This is a genomic window from Chthoniobacter flavus Ellin428 (assembly GCF_000173075.1).
Taxonomy (GTDB): domain Bacteria; phylum Verrucomicrobiota; class Verrucomicrobiia; order Chthoniobacterales; family Chthoniobacteraceae; genus Chthoniobacter; species Chthoniobacter flavus.
In genome coordinates this window covers 17293-40598 of the sequence record NZ_ABVL01000036.1, presented here as the reverse complement: position 1 = coordinate 40598, position 23306 = coordinate 17293, and the positions used below count along the sequence as shown (strand labels likewise).

The following is a 23306-nucleotide window of genomic DNA, read 5'->3' as shown; positions in this document are numbered from 1 at the left end:
TTTCACCGTGACGACGACCTCGCTTTTTGAGCACACTTTCGATCACGCGGCCAACGGCATGGCAATCATCGCCGTGGACGGGAGGTTTCTGCGCGTGAACGCGTCGCTCTCGGCGTTGTTAGGTTACAGCCAGGAGGAAATGTTAGCTTTGGATTTCCAGCGGCTTAGCCACCCGGACGATTTGGGCGAAATGCTGGCTAATCTTGGCCAGTTGATCCGCGGCGAGGTGGGCAGTTTCCAACTGGAGAAGCGCTGCAAGCACAAGGACGGGCATTATCTTTCCGTTTTCCACGTGGTGACGTTAGCCCGGGAGATCGACCAGCGGCCGCGTTTCTTTGTCGACCAGGTGATCGATATTACGCCGCTGCGCCAGGCGGAGGAACGCGCTCGCGCGGACGCCAACACCAAACAGCGCCTCTACGAGGAACTGGCCCGCTCAAACGCAGAGGTGCATCAGCTTCAGAATCAGCTACTTACCGTCTGCGCCTGGACCAAGCGCATTCGCGCCGGAGGACAATGGCAAACCATCGAAGACTTTCTGACCACCCGGCTGCATTTCAAGGTTACGCACGGGATTAGCGATCAGGCCCGGCAGGAGTTTGTCTCACATTTGGAAAAGGGGACACAGCCGCCCAAGCCGGATCTCTAACCAGCTTGAATTTATACCTGGTTAGTTATTCGATATAGCGTTCCAGCACGGTCAGCAACTCATGCAGCTTGCGCCGGCTATCCTTCGGGTCCGATGCGCCGTCGATACATTGATGGGTGTGTTGATGGATGACCACTTGGGCAAAAGACTTCAACGCCTTGCGGGCGGAGACCACCTGCATGAGCACCTCGGGACAATCGCGATCTGCCTCGATCATGCGCTCGACCGCGGCGAGTTGGCCGCTGATCTTGCGCAACCGCAAGAGGAGCGCGCGCTTTTCCGCCGGGGAATGCTCGTGGTGATGAGAAGCCATGCGGCAGACTAACGCGATTCGTCGCGAAAGCCAGATTACTTCGGTAAAGTGAGACTTGCCCCCATCGAGGAGGGGGGATAGTCCATCCTATGACCACGTTCACCGAAGTGATCCAGCAGGGCACCACCCACGCCTGGCTGTTCATTCCTACGGCCATTGTCCTCGGCGCCTTGCACGGACTGGAGCCGGGGCATTCCAAGACCATGATGGCTGCCTTCATCATTGCCATCCGGGGAACGATCTTCCAGGCCGTTTTACTGGGCGTGTCCGCTGCCATTTCGCATTCGCTCATCATCTGGCTGCTCGCTGCGGGCGCGCTCCGCTACGGGGCGACTTGGAATGCCGAGACCGTCGAACCGTATTTTCATCTGCTGTCCGCGGTTCTCATCCTGGCAATGGCGGTATGGATGTTCTGGCGAACGCGGCGCAACGTCCGCGCGGCCCACGAGCATCACCATCACCACCATCACGGGCACGACGACGTCAAACGATTCGAGACGCCGTGGGGTGAGGTAAAACTGACGGTTTTCGAGGAGGATGTGCCACCGGTCTTTCGGTTGATCTTTCCGGAGAGCGTTCATCACGCCCTCAAGCCGGCGGATGTGGCGGTGGAAACCTTGCGCATTGGCGGTGCCCAGGAGACCTATTCTTTTGCGGTCCGCGAAGGCTATTTCGAATCGACCACCGAGATTCCGGAACCGCATGAGTTCGATCTCACGCTGACGGTGACCCACGAGGGCAAACCGCATCTCTATCTCGCGCAATTCCGGGAGCATGACCACGACCACGACCATGGCCACCATCATCATCACGGTCACGAGCACGGCGCGGAGTATGAAGACGAGCACGAGGCCGAGCATGCCGCGGAGATCCGGTCCTGGTTGAAGAATCGTGAAGTGACGACCGCGCAGATCATCGCCTTCGGTCTTACCGGAGGCTTAATGCCGTGCCCTGCGGCGTTCACCGTGCTCCTCGTGTGCTTGCAGGTGAAGCAATTCACCTTGGGCTTCGCGCTCGTCGGAGCTTTTAGCTTCGGGCTGGCCCTGACCATGGTGACGGTCGGCGCCATCGCTGCGTGGAGTGTCCATCATGCCGAGAAAAAATTCCGCGGCTTCGGGGAGATCATGCGCCAGGCGCCTTACATTTCGTGCGTCGTGCTCGTCGTGCTCGCCAGCTTTCTGGCGTGGCAGGGTTGGCACGGCCTGGCCGCGCTAAAGGCCCTGCACTAAGGAGCGCCGTTTTCCGCTGATTGCCGCCGCGTGGCAGCCCGGTGCGGGAAGACGAGGACCAGGATGATGATGAGGACGAGCAGGATTCCGGATGCCAGGGCACGATTAACTTCCAGTCCGCCTTCTTCATGCGGTTTATCGAGGAAGTCGCCCACCGCCGCGCCCAGCGGGCGGGTGAGGATGAATGCGGCCCAGAATAGAATCGTGTGGGAAATTTTCGTCCATGCATAGAGGGCGGCAATGACCGCCAGCATGGCGCCGAAGAGCAGCGCACTGCGGGCGAACCCCAGATTCAGCCCGTCGTCGCTCGCCGTCCAATCGCCGAGCGCGGTCCCGAGAGTTTGCGAGAACATGATCGTGAGCCAATAAAAGGCTTCTGTTTTCGCCGAGCTCACCGAGTCGATCGCCACGGAACCGAGGACGAACCGCCACGTGAACAAAGACAGCAACACCAACACGAGAAGGATGGAACTGCCCCCCGTGTAGCCGATCCCAAGGGAACGATCCGCGAAATCGGCCATGGTGGTGCCGAGCATCGTGGAGGCGATGATCGTAAACCAATAGAAGAAGGGGTGATACTTTTTGGCGATGATCTGCGCGACTACCGCGCCAATGAAGATGATGGCAAAAATGATCGTCCCGTAGGCGTAGCCCAACTTCAGCGGGGCCATCGTGACCGCGTCCCCTCCGGTCTCGCCGAGGGTCGTGGCGAGAATTTTGATGATCCAGAAGATGAACGTGACTTCTGGAACCTTGCTCGCGATCTCCTTGATGGTGTCTTTCGTAGTATTCTCCATAGCGGCCTCCCGGTTGATGGTTACTTCACAGCGCTAAAGGGGCGGACGTAGCTCGCATCGCCTTTGGCGTAAGCGACCCAGACGGTGTGCGTATTCGGGTCGACTGCGATGCTGTGGCAGCCTTCGCTGGAAGGTACTTCGCCGAGCGTCTTCAGCGTTCCGTTCCCGACTTCGATCACGCCGATCTTACCCGTGCCGCTGGCGCAATAGACACGATGCAATTCCGCATCATAGGCGATTTGATCGACGCGCGATGGGATGTCCGTCGAGGCGAGAACGTGGCCGTCCTTTTGACTCATCATCACCAGCTTCCCATTGCCGCCCGCGACGAGAAACGCGTCTTCCTTGGGGACCATGGTCATGCCGTGCGGTGCCTGAGCCGGGGCGGTTGGCCACGAGGCGACGACCTTGTTTTCGGCGACGTCGATGACGGCGATGACACTGCTCGTCTTGAGGGCCTGGAAGAGCCGCTGGAATTTGGGATCGAATCCGAGATCTTCCGGAGCGTCGCCCGGCAGGGTGACCGTGCCGGTCACCTTTTGCTTTTGCGGATCGACGACCCACAATTCCTTCGCGTCGTCGTGACAGACATAGTTCTGCCCGGTTTCGCCATTGAAGGCCGAAATATCCGCCGGGCCGCCCAATGGGATTTTGCCGACTTCTTCCAGTTTCCCAGCATCGAGCACCACCATTTGCGGCGGCTTGCTGACGCTCACGTAATAGCGATTCGCCTTTTCATCCACCGTCGATGATTGCGCGACACCCGTGGCGACGCTCTTGATGAGTTGATGCTTGTCGAGGTCGATGACGTCGAGCGAAGCGTTGCCCGGATGCGCCGCCAGCAGGCGGTGCCTGGCACTGTCCACCGTGAGGAAGTCGAATTTCCCGTGTGCGCCGGAAAGTGTCACGGGTTCACCGGGAACCAGCAAATCGGCAGCCTGGGCGGAGAGACCGCCGAGGCCGAGAAGCAGGAGGCAAAAACCGATCGAGGAGAGAGCGGCGGGTGACTTCATAGGGAGGGGTGGTTGTTTTGGTGGCGGGAAGGTGAGCGGGGAATTCTGAACGGATTCTGAATTCCAAAAACCCTGTTCGAGGGCGACGGTTGCGAACGAAAGCCGTATAGGAAGGGTATGCGCGCGATGATTTTCGAGAATCCGGGACAACCGCTCGTCTTGCGGGATGTGCCGGTACCCGAGCCGGGGGCCGGGCAGGTATTAATCCGTGTCGGTGCCTGCGCCGTCTGCCGCACCGACTTGCACGTGGTGGATAGTGAATTGCCGAACCCCAAGCTGCCGCTGATTCCCGGCCACGAGATCGTCGGGCGAATCGAGAAACTCGGCGACAACGTCCGGGAGTTTCTCGTCGGCGATCGCGTTGGGGTGCCTTGGTTGGGCTGGACATGCGGGCAGTGCGATTTTTGCCGCAGCGGGCAGGAAAATTTGTGCGATTCCGCACGCTTCACCGGCTACACGGTCGATGGCGGCTATGCGGAATACACCGTCGCCGATGCACGCTTCTGTTTTGCAGTGCCGGAGAGTTTTGGCGATGTGGAATGCGCGCCGCTGCTTTGCGCGGGTTTGATCGGCTACCGTTCCCTGCGCAAGGCGGGTAAGGCGACGCGGCTGGGTCTCTACGGTTTCGGAGCTGCCGCACACATTGTCGCGCAAGTCGCACGTTTCCAAAATCGCGACGTCTACGCCTTCACCCGGCATGGGGATGCGGAGGCGCAGGAATTTGCGCGTCGCATGGGCGCGGTCTGGGCCGGCGATTCCGATGCCGCGCCGCCGCAGCCGCTCGATGCCGCGATCATTTTCGCGCCGGCGGGTGCGCTCGTCCCGGCGGCTTTGCGCGCGGTGCGCAAGGGCGGAACGGTCGTGTGCGGCGGCATTCACATGAGTGACATCCCGTCGTTTCCCTATCGTGACCTTTGGGAAGAGCGGTCGATCTGTTCGGTCGCGAATCTCACCCGCGCAGATGGGCGCGAATTCCTCGAGATCGCTCCCCGGGTCCCGGTGAACACCATCACGCAGACTTTCCCACTCGAAGCCGCCAACGAAGCGCTCGCGCGGCTCCGCTCCGGCCAACTGACAGGCGCGGCCGTTCTTCAGCCATGAGCGCGACTCCCCCGTCCCAACCGGAAGAAAATGTACCTACCGCGAAAAGCGGTGAAAGCCAGACGCACCGCGACCTCAAGCGGCTGGCTTTGCTCTGGGCGCAGATGAATGGCTTTCGCATCGCAGCCGCGGAAGTGTCGTTGCCCAATCATCGCGTGCGGATGGACGTCGCCGCCTACAAGCCGCAGCGAGTGCGAGAGGCGCGGCGTGATACGCGCACGGATCGGGAACGGCTCGTGTGGAAAACGGCGGTCGGCGTGACGGCGATCTTCGAATGCAAAGCCTCGACGACGGATTTCGTTCGCGATGCGCGCTCGATGAAAGCCACCGCCGAACGCCTGCAAGCGCTACACGAAAAGAAAGGCCGCGCCGAGCAGGAGCTTTGTCTTCATTATCCCTCCATTCGCAATGGCGACTCGCTCTTCCAGGAATACGAGACGCTGAATTTCGAGCGGCCGGGTTACGAGCGCTACGAAAAGATCATCCGCGAAATCCGGCGGCTCAGCGATCGCCTGCACGGCAATACCAAGTTTGACCGGTTGACCAAATACGGCGCGGCGAATCTCTTCTATGTCGTCGCCGAACCAGACATCGTGTCGTCACACCTGCTGCCGTGTGGCTGGGGATTGCTGGAGCGCGTGGGCGGAGACCTGCTGCTCAAGGTGAAACCGCATTGGTACGAAGTTCCCGAGGACGATCGTCTTGCCTTTTTCCAGCGCATCGCCCTGGCCGCGACGCGGGCTGTGAATCGCGAGCACGGCGCGATTTTTGTCCCCGAGGGTTTCGCCGGGCGCGAAATGCCGACGCCGTAGCCGGCTTCAGTGAAGCCGGTTTCGGGTCACTGACCCTGGCTAACACAAAAGGTGCTTACAGCCCGCCGTTGACCACGTCTGCGCGCGTTGCGGTTTCGCCGTCGAAGTAGACCGTGGTCTTGGTGGTGGGTTGGTCTCCTGGGGCGTGCTCCTCACCTTCGGCCATCGAGTGCTGGCTGCGGGTATCCCGGTGGTTGAAGGCAGCATCGTTTCCCGAGTTAATCCCCGCCGAACTGAGCTTCTTCTTCACGTAGACCCACGCGTCGTGGCCGTCGACTTTGAGATACTGCACGGGTTCGACTCCCATCACCAGTTGGACCTGCTCGCGGGTCATTCCGGCCACCGCCGTGCCATCCGGGATTTTGCCGGTGTTCAGGATCTGCAGATGTGGCGCCGGGAGTTCCGGATGTTGTTTGGCGTAAGTCTGACCGGGCGATGCACAACCGGCGAGCGCGGCAGCGGCGATGAGGGCCAGGAGAGGGATCGTGTATTTCATGAAAAGGCGGGAGATGGAGATGCGGCTCGAGGAGCTTGCCGGAGGCGGCGAGGTCGCGAATATACTGAATCCCGGCACTTGTCCAAAGTTGCCATCGGGAACGTCCGTGAATGAAGCTGGACGGCGATATCCCGCTCGGCGATAACACGCGTTAACTTCCCGGTTATGAGGCAGTCCGGCAAACGCAGTTCTGCTACGGAGCCTGTTCAGACTCCGCGGATGGCTTTGTCTCTCCGGCGCTGGGCTATCTCGATGCGGGTTGGAACCGGCCTCGTTTTAATCCTGGCCACTTTGACAACGGAGCTGCGCGGTGACGAGGTCGCCGATTTGAAGGCGCAGGTCGAGCAGATGCAGCAGGCGATCAATGGCTTGAGGGCGAGGATTTCCGAATTGGAAAAAGACCGCCCTACTCCGCCGTTACCGAGGGCGACCGCAGTTGCTCCGACACCTGATCCCGTCCCGCCACCACCGGCGCTGGCCGGCAAACCAGTCTATGCTCCGCCGCCGACGCCACCGATGCGTGGCTACCTGGCCCTGCCGGAGACGCCGTTCGTCGTCCGATTCAATTTCAAACCACGTCTCGACATGACGGTGGATAGTGGGAATCCGGGAGACCGCTACCGCTTCGTCACCGCGAAACTGCCACTCGCGGGCACGCTGGAGCATGCGGGTGGCGGGCAAGTCTTTTTCAACTCCAACGGCTCCCAGATCGATTTCGACATCCGGGCGCCGAGTGAGCCCGGCAACTTCCGACTCTATTACCAGAACGACTTTTTCGGCTCCGATACGAGTGACATGAAGTACCGGCTGCGGGAAGCCTTTGGCGACTATTATAATCTCCGCGGCGGCTTCACTTACAGTCTCTTCGTCGATCGCAATAACTGGCCGGATACGCTCGACTACGAGGGTACCAACGCCGTCGAGTGGGTCCGCCGGGCGCTGATCCATTATCGGTTTGCGCTCAACGAACAGTGGAAGGTCACCTTCGGCATCGAGAAACCCGATATCCTGGTCGACGATAACTTCGACTCCTCCATCGTCACCGAAACCCGCATGCCCGATACGGGGATGAATCTGATCTGGGATGGTGGTGGCCGCGGGCACGTGCAACTGAGCTCGATCTTCCGAAGCATCGGCGCGAAGGGCGAGTCCGTGGGTGATCAGCGCGTGTTTGGCTGGGGCTTCGATGCGAGCGCCGCCCTCAATGTGAGCTCGCAGGATGTGTTGCGGGCGTGGGTGGTCTATGGCGAAGGGATTGGCGCATTCGGAAACGATTCGAGCTTTGAAAATACCGATGCCGCTTACGACGCAAACGGTCGACTGCATGCCTTGCGTTATGTGAGTGGGATGCTGGGCTACACTCATCGCTGGAACGACCAGTGGCGCTCCACCTTGAGCTACGGTTACGTAAATATCTCCAACACCGATGGCCAGGCTGGCGATGCCTATCACGTCACCCACTACGGCAGCGCGAATCTCATCTATAAGTTGAACAAGCAATTTAGCATCGGCGTGGAAGGTCTCTATGGCCGGCGCGAAGTCCACGATGGCCGATTCGGCGATGACTTCCGCTTGCAGTTGAGCCTGCTCTACCGGTTGTTCGATTAAGTCATTGCATTAAACGCGTTCAATTCGCGTTGGCCCACTTTTGATATTGCGCGTAAGTGCCGCCGTTCCCCCAGACGCGCTCGTCTTTGTATCCGTCGAGTTGTTGGAACAGCGATTTGGCGGTGACGCGGTCGCCGGCGAGGCAGGCCAGTTTGCAGTATTGATTCAGGATTTGTAGCGACTCCGGATATTTCTGCCGCATGGCTTCCATGCCTTCGCGGGTGTGCGCCCATGAAGCCTGTGTTTCCTTGAAGATATTGTCGTAATAGCCGTGCTGATTTGCGACCACCCGCGCATAGCCTTCCGCGCCGAGTCCATTGGGCCGGTGCATCTCGGCTTCGGCGGCTTTTTCCCAGTCGCCTGGCTGTCCATGCCAGCGGGGCATCAGATAAGTGGCGAGCGAGTTATCGTAGCCGTGGAATTTGGGGAAGAGACTCTTCGCTTCGTTGTAGACCTTGCCATATTGGGCGCGGTCCCAACCCTGGCCCAGCGCGATGTGCAGTTGCACGTGCCACCACATGGGACACTGCGGCTTCAATGGTTTCGCCTCGTCGAGCACATGTTGGGCGGCGGCGAGGCGCTCCCCCATCATCCGCCAGCCCTTTTCGCTGACCTTGTCGCTGTATTCATATCCCCGGGCGTGCCACGCGTAATCCACGAGGAAATTCGCATACGCCACCCGCGCGGTAATGGAATCCGGATAAGTCGCGATCCAGGCTTTGTGAATGCGCTCGTGTAACTGCCACATGCTTTCCGGTTCGGAGTCATCGCATTCGAGCGAGTCGTAGAAGTTATAGATCTTCCATGAGCCATTGCCGAAAACCGGATCGCCTTTGCGGATTTCCTCCATGCTGGCCTCGAGTGCCTTGAAGTTACTGCGGTTGTAATTGCCCCGCGTCTGGAAGAGAAAGGCATCGATCTCCCCGCGCACCTTGTCGCGGCCGGCATATTGAACCCGTGGCGGTTCTTGCTGTCGATCGCATCCGGGCAGGAGCAGGGAGGCGAAGAGGAGCGTTGTAACCAGCAGGATCGGGCGCAGCGAGAAGTTCATCGGAAAACGGGCCTTGGACGTCGTTATTGGCTACCGAAGCCGTGCGGGTCTTGCGAGTCTATTTGCCGGAATTGCCACGCGGTCGATGGCAGGGAAGGCGCAGTGGCGATTGACGCCGACCGGCGCGTTTCCGTAGCTTCGCGGCTATGTCGATCACTTCCCTCCGGGCCGGCATCATTGGTACCGGCTTCATCGCTCCCGTTCACATTGAAGCATTGCGCCGTCTCGGCGTGCAGGTCACCGCCGTGTGCGGTTCCACAGCCAACGCCCAGGCCACGGCGGATAAATGGGGTATCCCGGAAATCTACGGCAACTACGATTACCGTGCGATGTACGCCTCACCCAATGTGGACGTCGTCCACATCACCTCGCCGAACAAACTGCACGTCGAGCAAGCGCTCGCCGCGCTCGCCGCGGGCAAACATGTGGTTTGCGAAAAGCCGCTCGGCATGAATGCGAAGGAGACGGCGCGCGTGGTCAAGGCCGCGGCGAAAGCGAAGACCGTGCTGGCGGTGAATTACAACTGCCGCTTCTTCCCAGCCATTTTGCAAATGCGCGCCGCCGTGCAGCGCGGAGACCTCGGCAGGATCATCCACGTGCAGGGGCATTTCTTCCAGGACTGGCTTTTGAAGGACACCGATTACAACTGGCGCGTGCTGGCCAGCGAGGGCGGAAAGTTGCGCGCGGTGGGCGACATCGGCACGCACTGGATCGATGCGGTTTCTTTCATCCTCGGCGCGCAGGTGGAATCCGTCTTCGCCAAGCTCGAGACCTTTCACAAGCGGCGTAAACGTCCGCGCGGCGAGGTGAAGACTTTTGCCAAGGTCGACCCGAAGACGATGGTGAGCTATCCCGTGGACACCGAGGATTTTGCCAGCGTGCTCCTGCGCTACGACAACGGCGTGCACGCCAACGCGGCCATCTCGCAAGTCGCCGCCGGGTGGAAATGTTCCCTCGCCCTGGGCATCTACGGCAGCGAAGCCAGCATGCGCTGGGACTTGCAGCAGCCGAATGAAATTTATGTAGGTCGCCGCGATGAACCGAACCAGATCCTCCAGCGCGGCACGCCCGGCTTCCTGGAAGATGTCGCGCATTTCACCGACTACCCCGGCGGCCATCCCGAAGGCTTTCCCGACAGCCACAAGATGCACTACCGCGCGATCTACGAGCACATCGCCAGCGGCCGCAAAACGCCGTTGCTCTTCGCCACCGCGCCGGATGGCCACCACGAGGTGAAGATCTGCGAAGCAGTGCTAAAGAGCGCCGCGGTAGGCAAGTGGGTGACAGTTTCCTAAGTCGCGTCCACGAATTCGAAGAAGCATGTGAAGAACGCTTGCGGCGCACAAATTTCTCGGCATCGCCTGCAAAGAAAAAGCTAACTTTGCCCCGAGCCATGGCCGGCCGAAAACCGGCTCTCAACTATCAACCATCAACTCTCAACTTTCCCCCCTCAGTACGGCTTCTCCCAAATGATGTGGACCTCGAAATGGCTCGCGCCGGCGCCCTTGTCCTGCAGGTGAACAGTTAACTTCTGCCCGTTGGCTTCGGTCGGAGGTTCGAGCAGCTTCGCGTCGCTGCGCGCCTTCATATTCACCCTGAGGACGGTCACCTTGGCTCCAGCAAAAGGTGCGAGCGGCGGGTTGAAGGCGGTAAAGTCATCCGAGGTGTTACCATTCCATTTAGGCGCCCAATTGACGCCGTTGATCGAGATATCCGTCGGCTTCTGCCAGTCGATGTGCTGGATGTGCAGCTTGCCATTCTCGATGATTAAATTGTCGCCAGCGTCGATCTCGCCCTTGAAAACGATCCGGTGCGTCAGTTTTTGGAAAGATCCGCTGTCGCTCAACGGTTTTGTCGCCGGAGTCGAGGCGGGGGCGGTGTGAGCCGCCGCGCCCGAATTACCATTGGCGATGATTTTCGAAGCAGTTTGTGCGTCGGCCAAACCGATGGTCACTTGCATCCCCGCTTTCAATTGAGCCGCCGTGGCCTTCTGGCCGTTGATCGTGATGTCGGTGAACGACTTGATGCGGTAGGTTTTCAAGGCGCCACCTTGCTGGATGGTGACCATGCCAGTGGCTGGATCGATGGAAACGAGTTCGTCGTCCGCGCAGGCGAAGGCGGTGAGGAGGAGGAAGAGAAGGAACGCTTTGGCTTTCATGGGGTGGTGGGAAGGAGCCTCGAATCCAACGAGCACATGCCTGCGATGAAGCGGGCGCTTGTTTTGATGGTGGAGGCGCTGGTCTGGCTTTATCCGGGACCCACGTCCGGCAGACGGCACACTCAAATTGGTTCGATGAATATGAATTCAGTCGAACGTCGGTTCCCCAGATGAGTTGAGGTTTATTCGAATCTCTTCGCGGCGACAAGCCGGGAATCGCCCGGCCGTTCCAGGCGCTAATTTTTTCTGACCCGCCCGGGCGCGCCCGGAGTTGCGAAAAGAAGAAAAAACCTTTGGACGCGTCGCCGGAAACGCACGACGTTTCGTCCATAGGCAACCGTTATGAATACGAAACATGCCTTGAGGATCCTGGTCGCAGTCGCCGGGTTTTCGTTCCTCGGTGGGAGCGCGTGGGCGGATATTCAGGATCCGCCGGGAAATGATTATGGCCCGACGCGCAAGCTCGGTCGCGGTTTGGCGAATATCATGTTTGGTTCGAGTGAGATTATCGTCCAGCCGTCGCGGACTAATTTTTACGAAGGCAATTCCGCCGCCTTTTCCTATGGCGCGGTGAAAGGCTTTGGCCGGTTCTTCGTGCGCTTGGGAACGGGGTTGTATGAAGTGTTCACTTTCCCATTTGCGACGCACCACGGGACTTACAAGCCGCCGTATCGCAGCGAACTGCCGTGGATTCATGGCGGCTATGAGGAATTCCCGCCGGAGCTGGGCTTCGAGAGCCACTATCGCTATTCCCGCGAATACGAGAGCGGTTGGTGAGCAGGCGGGATACGGATCGGCTGTCCCTCGCTGGCCGAACGGGTCGGGACTTCTCGCATTTATTTTAACGCAGAGGACGCCGAGAACGCAGAGGAAAGAACGGAGGAGGCACTGGTTCAGTCGCTCAAAAGGCTCAGGGCGCGACCGTTACGTCAAAGCGTGCGGTATGCACCTGGCCGGCGGTCTTGAATTGCACCCACAGATGATAGTCACCGGCGGAGGGGAACTCGTAAGGCAGCTCGAATGCGGAGGACGCCGTAGCGCCGCCATGATGCATCCTGGAATGATCCATCATCCCTGACGATGTGGCTCCGCCGCTGGCTTCCCCGGCCACTTTCGACTCGAAGAAAGACTGGGCGGCCATGGAAAAATTCCCGGCCGGATGCAGGTGCGCGAAGACGCCGCCGTCGGCGCGCATTACGGCTGCGTGGCTGATCATGCCCATGTACGGCTCGAGCGTCGCCGGTTGGCCGGCAGCGTCGCGCACTTCGAATTGCAGCCCGGCATCGTGACGGGCGCGCAGGGTTGGATGCGGCTTCCAGAGCAACTGCAGGCCATCCTCAAAGTGATAGGCGGAGACGGCATCCGCTGCGTTGGCGACGGATGGCGTCGTGCACGTGGCCCAGGAATCGTCTGGATCTACCCGGAGGTTATCGGTGGGAGTGGAGCCGGAAGGGACCGGTGGAAGATGAATCGAAGCGGTGGTCGTGGAACTGAGTCCCGTGTCGCTCAAGGTGAGGTCGACGAAAATCCGGTAATCACCCTCGGGCAGCGGCGGTAGAGCGACTTCGAAAACCTTGCCGCCCTGCCTGATGGGATGCAAATGCGCGACGCTGCTATTCCCATCTTTCCCGATCAGGAATAGGTGCAGGAGTTTGCCGTGATCGGTGAGCAGGGGAATGGTGTAGTGCGGACCGAAGGTCGTCTCGCCCACGGTGAGGTGCAGGATGCGCTGGCCGCCTGCCGTGTGCACTTCTGCAGCGAGATCGGGCCACGCCCCTTCGCGCAGATGCTTGCGAAAAGAAGCTTCTTCGACATTCCACCAATAGCGTCCCCCAGCCAGCGAGCCGAGGCAGAGGAAAGCGGTGAAGGTGGCGGCGATCAGTCCCTTGCGGCGATGCGAGGAATCCAGCGCGGTATCCGGTGGCAATGTGCTCTCGCCCGCTGCCGCCCTCACGATCGCCAACCCGCCGATGACCAGCAGGCCGGCCAGTCCGATGAGCGCCACGGCGAGGTAGCGTGGCAGGGGAAGTTGGTGGGTGGCCACCGAGTTGACGGGGATCTGCACCACGCCGTCACCGGCGTCGCCATGGATTTTCACCTCCACGCTGTAACCGCCCGAACGCATGAGCCACAGGTCTCCGCGATACAGCCCCGCCTCTTCCGGCGCCGGCAGTGCGGGTTCGGGCGGCGGACTGTTCTTGAGCGAAGTCTTGGAAAAGAGAGGAAGGATCGAGACCTGCAACGGACGATTGCTCACCGGGCGCACATCGATCTCCGCCCGGCCGGGCACGACCGGCGGCACGCGGATGGTCACCTTGGCGGGGTAGGGGCCAATCTTCCCGTCGAAGAAAACGTCGGGGCTGCCGATGTGCGCTCGCGCATTCACCGCGAGCAGGCAGAGGACGATGAAGGCGAAAAAGAAACGGGAACGGCTCATCGATGCACCCTTTTCATCCAGCCACCCCAAACCACGCCGAGCCACGAGCTGACGCTGGCGATGAGCCAGGTGAGGCCGACCGCGCGCGGCGTGAGCGGGTCGTAGCCATCCATGTCCTTGGCCAGACGAAAGAACTTGTGGGTCCAGAGATGATCGATGCGCGTTTGGTAGCCCCAGTAGCGGTCGCCGGCGAAGAACCAGTTATCGGCGTGGGGCGTAAGGAGGAATTCGGCAAAGAGCCATTGCACGGGAATGAACGTCGCGATGAAGACCGTCCCGAGGAGGCAGCCCAGCAGCACCCGCTTCCAGGGACTATCGCTCAGCGGTGTCTTCTGCAGGAGGAGATCGATCCCTACCGCGGGAACCATGATCAGCACCGGGAAAGCCGGCGGCACCATGTGCGTCACGGGATTGAAAATGGGCGCCAGCTTGGGCTGGGCGTGAAAAAGCGGCAGGATCCACGTGGCGAGACACTGGATCCCTACGGAAATAGTCGCCACGCGCGTGGTCGGCCAGGAGATGCGTCCGGCCACGCCGAGAGTCACAAGCCGAAGGACAAACACCGCCGCGCACACTTCGTAAAAGGTTGCGGCATGCTGCAGATTCGGAAACGTCAGCTCCATGCTGAACACACTGCCGAGCGTGACGAACACCGCGCCGATGTAGGTAAAGAGCCAGTTGCCCGTGCGGTCATTCGCCCGGTTTTGATGCGCCAGGCCAACGAGCAAGGCGCCCACGCTGATCGCGATCATGCCGATCCCGAGCACGGTGTGCGGTGGGCTGATGATCCGAACGTCGAGCCCATAGGCATTGTGCCACCAGTCGTCGAAGGGCGCCGAGGTGAGCATGGCGACCGCCCCCCACATCGTCACCCAGGCGCCGAGCGGCGCCCGCACCCCGAAAATGCTCACTGATTCATTGCGCGCATTCGGGCCCGGAAAAAAAGTGTAGCGGAGCGCCAGCCAGCCCCCGGTGAAGCCTCCCAGCAGGCCACCGAGGTAAACGGCCATGTGGGCCGGTGTCCAGAAAGTGTCGCGTCCGATGCTGATGTGCCACGAGATGTCCCAAATGATGCCGATAAGGATGCTGGTCGCCGCCACGGCGAAAAGCACGCTCGGCCAGAAACCGGCATGCGTAATTTCCCTCCGGGCCTGCGCCGAGGGCGGAACGGGTTCGAGGGCATCGGTGGCGATGCCAGGGGCAGCTGCGACAGGCGAGGTCTGCATGGGGAAAAGTAACCGTAGTAGTTAGTCGGGAGCGGCTTGTCGCGCAACCTGAATGGATTGAGATTGAGACCATCTGGTTTCCGACTATCACCATGCGAAACGTTCCCGCCCCGCATGTCCCGTCATCACCATCGCCGACACGAACCAGAGGTCGTCCGGACCGCCCGATGGATACTGGCGGGCATTTTTCTGCTGCTGTGCGCCGCCGATGCCGTTTGCTACTATTACAGTTCCAATCCGCTGGTTTCCGACCCCGTCATTCGCGGCCACGTCATCGTGAGCCTGCTTTGGACGACGGTGTTTCTGATCCCGCTCTGGATGCGCCGGGTGTGGGCGCGCTACGTGTTGATTCTCTTCCTTGGTTACATTGCCTTGAGTACCTGTGTGCTCGCTTCGATGATGATTTTCTCGCCGGATATTTTGGTGGGGCCTCTGATGGCGTTCGGAAGTGGCTTTGTCGCCTATTTCTCGGGAGTCATGATCCTCATTTTTTCCCACGATATCGGCCGTTTGGCGAACCGGACGTAGTCGCCCATCCGGATGGTGCGGTAAAAAAATTTCACGCGCTGTCGAAATGCATGGTGGTTGCCCGTCATCGGTGGTGAAGCCGGGAGGAATCTCCCGGCGACCCAAAACGAAAATCCATTCACTATGAAATACGCACTACTCGTTCATCAACCGCAGGAAGCCTTTGATAAACCCCGGGACCCCGCGCTCGCCGCGGCGGGCAAGGCTTACGGCGAAGCGTTGCACGCCGCCGGCGTGCTGGTCACCGGCGCCGGTCTGCAACCGCCGCACACCACGACCCTCGTGACCGTCCGCGATGGCAAGCGCCAGGTGCACGATGGCCCTTACGCCGAGACGAAAGAATTCCTCGGCGGCCTGGTGATCATCGATGTGCCGCACCTGGATGCAGCCCTGGACTGGGCCGCGCGCAACCCGGCGGCGAGCAGCGCCACCATCGAGGTGCGTCCCCTCATCGGATACGCCGGCGCCTAAAAAGCTTCGATGAATGACTCGGCAACCCAGGCGGCCATTGAATCTGTTGCGCGCAATTCCTATGGGCGGCTCATCGCCTATCTGGCGGCGCGCGCGGGGAATGTGGCCGATGTCGAGGACGCGCTCGGCGATGCCTTCGCCGAGGCTCTGAAACGCTGGCCGACCGATGGCATTCCCGAAAAGCCGGAAGCGTGGCTGCTGCGCGTGGCGCGCAACCGGATGATCGACGCCGCGCGGCATCACCAGGTGCACGAGAAATCCGAGGAGTATCTCCAGCAAATCACCGAGGAGGCGCAAACCGTGGCCACCACGCACGATCAATTCCCTGACGAACGGCTGAAGCTGCTCTTCGTCTGCGCCCATCCGGCCATCGATCCCGCGGCGCGCACGCCGCTCATGTTGCAGACCGTACTGCACGTGGACGCCGCGCGCATCGCCTCGGCATTTCTGGTTTCACCGGCGGCGATGAGCCAGCGACTCGTCCGCGCCAAGAGCAAGATCCGCGATGCCCGCATCCCCTTTCGCGTGCCCGATCCGCCGGAATGGGATGAGCGCGTCTCGTTCGTCCTCGATGCGATCTACTCGGCCTACACCACCGGTTGGGACAGTCTCGCGGAAACCAGCTCCACGCACCATGCGCTGGCCGGGGATGCCATCGCCATCGGTCGCACGCTGGTGCAATTGATGTCCGGCGAGCCGGAAGCCCACGGCTTGCTCGCCCTCATGCTGCACTGCGAAGCCCGCCGCGATGCACGCTACGCGAGCACCGGCGAATACATCCCGCTCGACCAACAGGACACCGAACTCTGGTCGCGTCCGATGATCGACGAAGCCGAGTCCTTGCTTCGCAAAGCCGCCGGGTTCCGGCGCATGGGCCGCTACCAATTGGAAGCCGCCATCCAATCCATCCACGCTCACCGCGCCGTCACGGGCGACATCGATTGGCCGGAAATTCTCCTGCTCTACGAAGGCCTCGTGCGCCTCGCGCCAGGCATCGGCTCCCTCGTCGGCCGAGCTGTCGCTCTCGCCCAAACCGGTCAACCCGCCGCCGCCGTCGCTGCGCTCGACGAAATCCCTGAAGGCCGCATCGCCGACTACCAACCCTACTGGGCTTCACGCGGACACGTGCTGCGAATGCTCGGCCAAGCGAAGGAAGCAGAGAAAGCCTTCACCCGCGCCGCGAGTCTGACGGATGACCCAGCTTTGCGCGCTTATCTTTTCGGGCAACTGAACTGTTAGGTCAGATGGTTCGAATTATGCCGGATTGTTATTACTCATATCAGAAAACGGCATTTCTCTTAAAAGTAACGGGTCGTTAAAAGGTGCGCGCCAATGAGAACCAGACGGAACGCTGCCGTCGGCCCTCTCCCCTGGCCAACCGATGAACCGACCGTCCTTTCTTTTCCCATTGATTCTAAGCCTGATCTTCCTTGCGCCACGCGCCAGGGCAGGTCAGAGCGGACTCTCCTCCACCAGCGACAAGGCGGTCGTGGAAAGCTCCGCGGACGCCAATCCCTTAAGCTTCGCGGGCGGCGCGGTTGTTTTCGATGCCCAGGAGCGGTTGCGTTGGGAAAATCGCAGCAATAACTTTGACTTCAATAGCGCCGTCCGCTCGCCGACCGATGGCAACTGGCTGGAAGAGCGCTTCCGGTTGGGCGTCGCCATCAAGCCAGTCCCATGGTTGTTGCTCTACGCTCAAGGCCAGGGAGCGCTGGAACTCAATGGACGGCGGCCCACCATTCCCGGCGCCAGCTCCGCCGAAGGGAACGATTACTTCAATCTGCGGCAGGGTTATATCCAGTTCGCCAACTACAACGAGTGTCCGTTCGGACTAAAGATCGGCCGGCAGGTCCTGAATTACGGAGATCTGCGCCTCGTGGGTGAACAGGATTGGCTCAACTATTCCCGCGCGTTCGACGCGGTGAAACTCAGCTACCATGGGCAGGGTTTTTGGATCGATGCCTTCACCTCCACGCCGGCGGTCATCTATCGCGGACAGTTTGACCAATCGGATCTTTTCAACGGCACCGAGACGGATCGAGGGTTGGTTTTCAGCGGGCTCTATCAGTAGCGGTAACCCGTTGGTCCTGCAGTCCAGCTACGACCCGAGCGTGGAGTTCATGGAACTGGCGGTGACCGTTCAGGGCGGCGCCCGCGATTGGCTGGTCCACGGCCCTGACCTGAACGGGGCTTACGGCGGTCTGCAAGGCACCGGCGGCCTCGAAGCCGTCTACAACGGCACGACCGGCGCGACCACTGGCATCCTCTCGGACCTCTACGGTCACACCGTAGCCACGGTCTTTGGACTCACCAACACCTTGTCCTGGAATCCGGCCCGTGCCGGCGGATACGGCGTGCTGCCGGAAAGCGGTCCCGCCCAGCCACTGGACGGCGTTCAGGATCTGGCCGTCTTCCTGGCCTGGCGCGGGCACTACGTGGATGCCACAGGCTACTATTATCTCGGCGCACGCTACTACGATCCAAGTTCGGGTACGTTCCTGAGCAGCGATCCGCTCGGCCTCGACTCAGACAGGACGCTCTATGCTTTCTGCAACGGTGATCCGATTAATGGATTCGACCCTACGGGACGAGTCAGCAGCCAGGTTTGGGATACGACAAGGACAGAAGTGTCGGTAGACTGGAATACGGCCACTTCACTCGATTTTTGGGACCGAATCGATCCGACAAATCCGAATGCAGATCCCTTTGTCAGGAGTGTCACGTTGGCAAATACCGCTTCCTCTTGGGGAAATATCAGTGTGGACTATCAGGGAAATACTGGCGGTTTGCTTAATGATGCCGGGCAAGGTGCGGGCGATAGTTACAACCAAATTAGCAATGAATCCACCCAACGGATGTTTTATTACCACGACCAACTCGGTCGTAGTTGGACAAGTTCCTTTATAGCCGCCAGTTTCAGCGACCCGGTACTCTCGGCTACTGGTATCAATGGCATCATGGAGGGGGGCTTTGGAAATACCTCAACCGGTCAAGTACTTAGCACGGAGGTTCGGGTCCAACGGACATTTTCGGGAATTTCGCAAGCTGCGGTTACAACGATAGGCTTCGCGGAATCTTATACCGCAGAGACGACCGCGGCAGAAACAACCGCCGCAGATACAACAGCTCAGGACATAGAGCGCGTGTGTGCAGGTAACTGCTTCGCCGCCGGAACAAAAGTTGTCGAAGCCGATGGTGGGCATGCCATCGAGTCGGTAGAGGAAGGCCAGCGTGTTTTGACGAGTTCCGAGGAGAGTCAAAACAGTTCTACAGAGGTGGATCCGGCGACTTGGAAGCGGGTTCGTATGCATATGCGAAACCCGTATGGAGGGGATAGGATGGATATTGTATTTCTCCGCCCAGATGCCTGGCTGATAGAACGCAACTGCGTGCCGGGAAACGGGGTTTGGCTCACGCTTCAAGAAATATCGGTGGATGGTTGGGCAACAGTCGATGCGGTCGAAGCCTGCCCGCCGGTTGCATCCGGCCCTGGAAGGGTTGTAACAGGAACGATCACGCACCTGAACAGCTACGTCATGCGGCTTGAGTTGGAGAGCGGCGAAGTCCTCAATCCAACCAATACACATCGGTTATTCTCCGCCACGCGTCAGGACTGGGTACCAGCGCGGGCCCTCGTACCAGGCGAGGTCCTTCAAACCGAGCATGGTGTCGCTAAGGTAGCTTCGATCGAACAACTATCGGGCACCCAGCGAGTATACAATCTGGAGGTGGAGACCGATCATCGGTACTTTGTCGGAAATGCGGAGGTGTTGAGCCATAATGCCTCAGGGTGCCCTCCGGATTTCTACTTAAACCTAGAAAATGGAAAAGGGATGTATGCAACCGTTGACAAATCAGGAGTTGTCGATTTCGTTGTTGAGGCTGGACCGGCCTCACCCGTGAGGGGGGGCAAATGTTCAAGCAGATGATGGAACATTTTGGAGACAATGTGAAAGCAATAGCGGGCAACTGGAGTTACGGTGATAACTTGGCAGCGATGAACAAGCTTACTGGCCAGGGGATGTCGCTTGAGGAAGCGGCTTCACAAACTTGGACCGGCGGGCAAGCCGCGAAATTTGGTTTTTCAAATCCAACAGTCGAAACTGCGATTGGCGCAGCTGGGAATTATACTAAGATCCGTGTTGTCTTTAAAAAACTATGAGCGAGATCGAGCACCCAGAACTTCTGGACGAATTGCGCCAAAAAATTCGTAATGGAGAAAGCGCGGTTGATGCCATGCACTTCTTGATAGATAGGCTGCGGCTTGGGCCGGATTCGCGATTAATCGTCATTATGTATTTCCGAGCGGCATTCGATCTGAAACTCCCGGATGCTTCTACATTAGGCGCGTGGCAATTCTTCACTGGGGCAAACTGGCCAGACGAAGTCGTAAATGCCGAGATCGCGCCCATGTTGGCTCGTTACTTTGAACAAGGCGCATAGGCCAACGCTTATCAAGGGATGCGTGGACTGGCGGCTTGCTTTGACTCACGTGGATGCTGACGCGGTTCAATTAACTGACGTAAAAAGCCGCTGGCACAAAAAATGATGAAATTCTTTCCCGTGTCCTTTCGGTTTCAGTGGAACCGTTTCCAGTATCCCATGAACGAAAAAGCAATGGTTGTGACGCCTGTCGCGAAGGCGAGGAAGGGTTTGGTCGCGAAAATCGCGGCCGGTGTTGCCATACTCATTCTTGTAGCAGCCGTAGCGGTTGGCTATTCGCCGGTGCGCAAACTGCGCGCCTCGGAGAATACGCTGAACTCCCGCTGGACGGAGGTCGAGGCCTTGTGCGAGCGGCGGGCGGAGATCGGTCGCAATCTGGTGCCCCTGCTTTCCTCCGCGGAGAAGCTCGACAAGCAATGGGCGGCGGATCTGTCGCGAACCCAAGCCAACGCGGAATTATGCCGCATCGAAGCGAAACGGGCGCCAGTCGATGCCGGGCAATTCGGCGCATTTCAACAATCCCAAAGAGATCTCAACACCGCCATTTCGCGTGCGTTGGCGGCTGTCGCGCGCGACCCGCAATTGAAACAGGACCCAAAGCTCAGAAAGATGACCGCGGAATACTTGACGGTCGGCAAGGATCTGGTGGTGCGCGAGAATAATTTCGTTCACGCGGGCCTCCTTTATAATCATGCGTTGCGTCAGCGACCGGCGAACATTTATGGACCCCTTCTTGGCTTTCGGCCCCGTCTTTACCTCGAGAGAACCAACGGCGAGCCAGCGCAGGCGGCTGTTTTCTAGGCTGAATCGACATTCAGCTTCGCGTTTGGAAGCGGCCTCTGCAGCGGTGATCTTTGATCGTCGATTCCAAAATCGCGAGCGAGATGGATCGGTGCTTCCGTTCTTCAGGCCTTGGGCGGGGCTTCCCAGAAGACGGGTTGACGAGTGCTGATGTGTAATCTTCTCTTCACGGCCCACCATCTTCCATCTTCCAGTTCGGGACACGGCCAGAGCACAACCCAAACTCCATGGGAGAAGGTGGGCGGAGGTCTTTTTTCTTTTTTGCCCTGCCTGCCCCCGGACGGATTTACTCTGGAAAAAGGCACCCGGTAGGCTGCGGACGTCACCCCTCGATTTGACAATCTTCCGTCAAGGGTGCGATGCTTGAAACCCAACACCGCTATTAGCACCCAAATGCTTCTGCTTCGGTTCACGGATACGATGGTTTCTCGATAGCGACGGCACCGCCGCCTCTCGCGGCTTGCACGAATCTCTCTGCAAACAACCCAACCATACCCACACACCCTATGTTGATCGACACTGCCCACGTTGACCCTCCGACCCAATCCACCTCCGACGAGCCTCCGAGTCGGGTCTTTCCCGACCATCGTGCTCTCCGCCGCGACGAGTTCTGGCGCGGCATCCCCGCTTACGCAAAGGTCAGCGAGGAAGAATTCCGGACTCACACCTTCCAAAACCGACACACCGTCACCAACCCGCGCCAGCTCAAGGAAACGCTCGGCGCGCTCGCTCCCGAGGGCTTTTACGAGGATCTCCAGGCCGCTCTCGATCATGCGCCCATGGCCCTGCGCATCTCACCCTATCTTCTCGGCCTCATCGATTGGCGCGATCCGCTCCACGATCCCATCCGCACGCAATTCCTGCCCCTGCGCTCGCAACAGCAGCCGGACCATCCGCTGCTCCAGCTCGATTCACTGCATGAGCAGGAGGATTCCCCGGTGCCCGGCCTCACCCATCGCTATCCCGACAAGGCGCTCTTTCTGCCGCAGCTCAGTTGCCCGGTTTACTGTCGCTTCTGCACGCGCAGTTATGCCGTGGGCAATGATACGCCCGAGGTGGAAAAGCTCGCGCTTACCACGAGCCTCGCCCGCTGGGAACAGGCCTTTGCCTACATCGCCAGCCAGCCCGACCTCGAGGACATCGTCATCTCGGGCGGCGACAGCTACAATCTCAAGGCGGATCATCTCCAGCTCATCGGCGAACGCCTGCTGAAGATGCCCAACATCCGCCGCATCCGTTACGCGACCAAGGGGCTCTGCGTCATGCCGCAGAAAATCCTCAGCGATCACGCCTGGACCGATGCGCTCACGCGCGTGGCCGAGCTCGGTCGCTCGCTGCACAAGGACGTGGTCGTGCACACGCATTTCAATCATCCCGCGGAAATCACCAGCATCACGCAGGACGCGATGAACGTACTCGTCGAGCGCGGTATCCATGTGCGCTGCCAGACGGTGCTGCAACGCACGGTGAACGATGATCCCGCCACGATGACCCAACTCGTGCGCCGCCTGAGCTACGTGAACGTGCATCCTTACTACGTCTACATGCACGACATGGTGCCCGGCGTGGAAGATCTTCGCACGCCACTGGCCACCGCGCAGAAGCTCGAGAAATACGTGCGCGGCGCCACGGCCGGATTCAACACGCCAGCCTTTGTCCTCGACGCCCCCGGCGGCGGCGGCAAACGCGACGTGCACAGCCCCGAGCGCTACGATCGCGCCACGGGGATCAGCGTCTTCACCAGCCCGAGCGTGAAGCCGGGGAAACAATTCCTCTATTTCGACCCGCTCCATTCGTTGAGCGAAGATCAGCGCCAGCGCTGGACCATTCCGGCCGAGCGTCGGGCGATGATCGACGCCGCGCTGGGAAAGAGCTGAGTCTTCGTGTAGGCATGGCGGGCATGTTCCCCGCCTTCCGCCCCTCTTCGCTCGCCCTGATCGCTGCTGTGGCCATCAACGCCTTCGCTGCAGGCGCCGATTGGCCACAGTTTCGCGGTCCGGGCGGGCTGGGAATTGGGACCCGGCCAGCCGGCGATTGAATTCGGCCCGGAGAAAAACGTCGTGTGGAAAATCGACGTGCCGTTCGGGCACTCCTCGCCGTGCATCGTCGGGAACAAGCTCTTCCTGACCCGGCTTCGACGGAGGAAAAATTGGTGACGCTGTGCTTCGATCGC

At 59.9% G+C, this 23306-nt stretch carries 24 protein-coding genes; 16 read left to right on the top strand and 8 right to left on the bottom strand.

Annotated features, from left to right (window positions below; genetic code table 11):
• The first annotated feature begins 7 nt into the window (after positions 1-7).
• On the top strand, positions 8-649 hold the full coding sequence (locus tag CFE428DRAFT_RS30180; RefSeq protein ID WP_006983523.1) for a PAS domain S-box protein: 642 nt from the start codon (positions 8-10) through the stop codon (positions 647-649).
• Positions 650-674: 25 nt separating this feature from the next.
• Here the strand turns inward: CFE428DRAFT_RS30180 and CFE428DRAFT_RS30175 are convergent, their stop codons facing one another.
• Positions 675-962, bottom strand: a complete 288-nt coding sequence (locus tag CFE428DRAFT_RS30175; RefSeq protein ID WP_006983522.1) for a metal-sensitive transcriptional regulator — start codon at positions 960-962, stop codon at positions 675-677.
• An 89-nt stretch (positions 963-1051) separates the two neighbouring features.
• Between CFE428DRAFT_RS30175 and CFE428DRAFT_RS30170 the strand changes: the two genes are divergently transcribed.
• Positions 1052-2191: a HoxN/HupN/NixA family nickel/cobalt transporter gene (locus CFE428DRAFT_RS30170; RefSeq protein ID WP_006983521.1), complete on the top strand. Its 1140-nt coding sequence runs from the start codon at positions 1052-1054 to the stop codon at positions 2189-2191.
• On the opposite strand, the gene CFE428DRAFT_RS30165 is transcribed toward CFE428DRAFT_RS30170, so the two are convergent.
• Together CFE428DRAFT_RS30165 and CFE428DRAFT_RS30160 are read right to left on the bottom strand one after the other, a co-directional pair.
• Positions 2188-2988, bottom strand: a complete 801-nt coding sequence (locus tag CFE428DRAFT_RS30165) for a COG4705 family protein (protein ID WP_006983520.1) — start codon at positions 2986-2988, stop codon at positions 2188-2190. The genes CFE428DRAFT_RS30170 and CFE428DRAFT_RS30165 overlap by 4 nt on opposite strands.
• A 20-nt stretch (positions 2989-3008) precedes the next feature.
• Positions 3009-4001, bottom strand: a complete 993-nt coding sequence (locus CFE428DRAFT_RS30160) for a cytochrome D1 domain-containing protein (protein WP_006983519.1) — start codon at positions 3999-4001, stop codon at positions 3009-3011.
• A gap of 117 nt (positions 4002-4118) precedes the next feature.
• On the opposite strand from CFE428DRAFT_RS30160, the gene CFE428DRAFT_RS30155 reads away from it, so the two are divergent.
• The gene (locus CFE428DRAFT_RS30155) at positions 4119-5102 is read left to right on the top strand and encodes a zinc-dependent alcohol dehydrogenase family protein (protein ID WP_006983518.1); all 984 of its coding nucleotides are present in this window, start codon (positions 4119-4121) and stop codon (positions 5100-5102) included.
• Positions 5099-5914 carry a hypothetical protein gene (locus CFE428DRAFT_RS30150; protein ID WP_006983517.1) on the top strand — a complete coding sequence of 272 codons (816 nt, stop codon included), beginning with the start codon at positions 5099-5101 and terminating at the stop codon, positions 5912-5914. Before CFE428DRAFT_RS30155 ends, CFE428DRAFT_RS30150 begins: the two co-directional genes overlap by 4 nt.
• A 55-nt stretch (positions 5915-5969) precedes the next feature.
• Here CFE428DRAFT_RS30150 and CFE428DRAFT_RS30145 read toward each other — a convergent pair whose 3' ends face one another.
• Positions 5970-6410, bottom strand: coding sequence for a hypothetical protein (locus tag CFE428DRAFT_RS30145; RefSeq protein ID WP_006983516.1), 441 nt, complete (start codon positions 6408-6410; stop codon positions 5970-5972).
• Between the two features lie 291 nt (positions 6411-6701).
• Here CFE428DRAFT_RS30145 and CFE428DRAFT_RS30140 point away from each other — a divergent pair, with 291 nt between their 5' ends.
• On the top strand, positions 6702-8018 hold the full coding sequence (locus CFE428DRAFT_RS30140) for a DcaP family trimeric outer membrane transporter (protein ID WP_131990103.1): 1317 nt from the start codon (positions 6702-6704) through the stop codon (positions 8016-8018).
• A 19-nt stretch (positions 8019-8037) separates the two neighbouring features.
• On the opposite strand, the gene CFE428DRAFT_RS30135 is transcribed toward CFE428DRAFT_RS30140, so the two are convergent.
• Positions 8038-9069 (bottom strand): DUF4034 domain-containing protein, encoded by a 1032-nt coding sequence (locus CFE428DRAFT_RS30135; protein WP_006983514.1) that lies wholly within the window; start codon positions 9067-9069, stop codon positions 8038-8040.
• 146 nt (positions 9070-9215) lie between these two features.
• Between CFE428DRAFT_RS30135 and CFE428DRAFT_RS30130 the strand changes: the two genes are divergently transcribed.
• Positions 9216-10364 (top strand): Gfo/Idh/MocA family protein, encoded by a 1149-nt coding sequence (locus CFE428DRAFT_RS30130; protein ID WP_006983513.1) that lies wholly within the window; start codon positions 9216-9218, stop codon positions 10362-10364.
• Positions 10365-10519: 155 nt separating this feature from the next.
• Here the strand turns inward: CFE428DRAFT_RS30130 and CFE428DRAFT_RS30125 are convergent, their stop codons facing one another.
• Entirely contained in the window at positions 10520-11227 is a 708-nt protein-coding gene (locus tag CFE428DRAFT_RS30125) for a hypothetical protein (RefSeq protein ID WP_006983512.1), read from the bottom strand.
• 342 nt (positions 11228-11569) lie between these two features.
• Here CFE428DRAFT_RS30125 and CFE428DRAFT_RS30120 point away from each other — a divergent pair, with 342 nt between their 5' ends.
• The gene (locus CFE428DRAFT_RS30120; protein WP_006983511.1) at positions 11570-12004 is read left to right on the top strand and encodes an exosortase system-associated protein, TIGR04073 family; all 435 of its coding nucleotides are present in this window, start codon (positions 11570-11572) and stop codon (positions 12002-12004) included.
• Between the two features lie 133 nt (positions 12005-12137).
• Here CFE428DRAFT_RS30120 and CFE428DRAFT_RS30115 read toward each other — a convergent pair whose 3' ends face one another.
• Both CFE428DRAFT_RS30115 and CFE428DRAFT_RS30110 read right to left on the bottom strand, forming a co-directional pair.
• Positions 12138-13664, bottom strand: a complete 1527-nt coding sequence (locus CFE428DRAFT_RS30115) for a hypothetical protein (RefSeq protein ID WP_006983510.1) — start codon at positions 13662-13664, stop codon at positions 12138-12140.
• Positions 13661-14890, bottom strand: coding sequence for a hypothetical protein (locus tag CFE428DRAFT_RS30110; RefSeq protein ID WP_006983509.1), 1230 nt, complete (start codon positions 14888-14890; stop codon positions 13661-13663). Before CFE428DRAFT_RS30110 ends, CFE428DRAFT_RS30115 begins: the two co-directional genes overlap by 4 nt.
• A gap of 114 nt (positions 14891-15004) precedes the next feature.
• Between CFE428DRAFT_RS30110 and CFE428DRAFT_RS30105 the strand changes: the two genes are divergently transcribed.
• From CFE428DRAFT_RS30105 to CFE428DRAFT_RS30070, 9 genes are all read left to right on the top strand, one after another.
• Complete coding sequence (locus CFE428DRAFT_RS30105) at positions 15005-15418, top strand: hypothetical protein (protein ID WP_006983508.1); 414 nt, start codon at positions 15005-15007, stop codon at positions 15416-15418.
• Between the two features lie 123 nt (positions 15419-15541).
• Positions 15542-15889, top strand: coding sequence for a YciI family protein (locus CFE428DRAFT_RS30100; protein ID WP_006983506.1), 348 nt, complete (start codon positions 15542-15544; stop codon positions 15887-15889).
• A gap of 9 nt (positions 15890-15898) precedes the next feature.
• A complete protein-coding gene (locus CFE428DRAFT_RS30095; protein WP_006983505.1) occupies positions 15899-17128 on the top strand; it encodes an RNA polymerase sigma factor in 1230 nt (409 codons plus the stop codon).
• 142 nt (positions 17129-17270) lie between these two features.
• On the top strand, positions 17271-17960 hold the full coding sequence (locus tag CFE428DRAFT_RS30090) for an alginate export family protein (protein ID WP_006983504.1): 690 nt from the start codon (positions 17271-17273) through the stop codon (positions 17958-17960).
• Positions 17961-17970: 10 nt separating this feature from the next.
• Positions 17971-19818, top strand: a complete 1848-nt coding sequence (locus tag CFE428DRAFT_RS30085; RefSeq protein WP_006983503.1) for an RHS repeat-associated core domain-containing protein — start codon at positions 17971-17973, stop codon at positions 19816-19818.
• Entirely contained in the window at positions 19815-20051 is a 237-nt protein-coding gene (locus CFE428DRAFT_RS38030; RefSeq protein ID WP_131990104.1) for a hypothetical protein, read from the top strand. Before CFE428DRAFT_RS30085 ends, CFE428DRAFT_RS38030 begins: the two co-directional genes overlap by 4 nt.
• Positions 20048-20332, top strand: coding sequence for a hypothetical protein (locus CFE428DRAFT_RS30080; protein ID WP_042726114.1), 285 nt, complete (start codon positions 20048-20050; stop codon positions 20330-20332). Before CFE428DRAFT_RS38030 ends, CFE428DRAFT_RS30080 begins: the two co-directional genes overlap by 4 nt.
• Positions 20333-20491: 159 nt before the next feature.
• Positions 20492-21133: a LemA family protein gene (locus tag CFE428DRAFT_RS30075; RefSeq protein ID WP_157447691.1), complete on the top strand. Its 642-nt coding sequence runs from the start codon at positions 20492-20494 to the stop codon at positions 21131-21133.
• Positions 21134-21639: 506 nt separating this feature from the next.
• A complete protein-coding gene (locus CFE428DRAFT_RS30070) occupies positions 21640-23010 on the top strand; it encodes a KamA family radical SAM protein (protein ID WP_006983500.1) in 1371 nt (456 codons plus the stop codon).
• Positions 23011-23306: the final 296 nt, after the last annotated feature.